Below are 705 nucleotides of genomic sequence, written 5' to 3'. Positions count from 1 at the left end.
CACAGCGCGCTGGCCTGGTTAATGGTTTCGAGTTCGTCGGTGACTTCCATCTCCTTCTTTTCCTCGTTCCATTCTTCCTTCTTCATCTGGATGGGCAGGGAAATATGGTCGGAATACTTGCGGATGATGGACTTGATCTTCCAGGAGGACAGGAAGTCGTCCTCGCCCTCGCGCAAGTGCAGGATGATGTCGGTGCCGCGCTGTGGCTTGTCGATGGCTTCCACGGTGAAGTCGCCTTCGCCGCCGGATTCCCAGCGCACGCCTTCGGACGCCGGCAGGCCGGCGCGGCGCGATTCGACGGTGATGCGGTCGGCCACGATGAAGGCGGAGTAGAAGCCCACGCCGAACTGGCCGATCAGGGCCGCATCCTTCTGCTGGTCGCCGGAGAGCTTCGAGAAGAATTCCTTGGTGCCGGATTTCGCGATCGTGCCCAGGTGTTCCACCGCGTCGTCGCGGCTCATGCCAATGCCGTTGTCGGAAATCGTGATGGTGCGGGCTTCCTTGTCGAAGTCCACGCGGATCTTCAGGTCGGGATCGTCCTCGAACAGCGCGCCATTGTTAATGGCTTCAAAACGCAGCTTGTCGGCGGCGTCGGAAGCGTTTGAGATCAGCTCCCGCAGAAAGATTTCCTTGTTGGAGTACAGGGAATGGATCATCAGCTGCAGCAGCTGCTTGACTTCTGCCTGAAAGCCCAGGGTTTGCTTT

General features: G+C 59.0%; 1 protein-coding gene. It reads right to left on the bottom strand.

Annotated features, from left to right (window positions below; translation table 11 throughout):
- The coding region (locus JK635_RS29380) for an ATP-binding protein (protein ID WP_202656420.1) at window positions 1-705 on the bottom strand (705 nt) is incomplete at both ends.

This window comes from Neobacillus paridis, from assembly GCF_016765675.1.
Taxonomy (GTDB): domain Bacteria; phylum Bacillota; class Bacilli; order Bacillales; family Cytobacillaceae; genus Neobacillus; species Neobacillus paridis.
The sequence above is the reverse complement of the archived record's forward strand: the minus strand, read 5'-3'. Positions and strand labels throughout refer to the sequence as shown.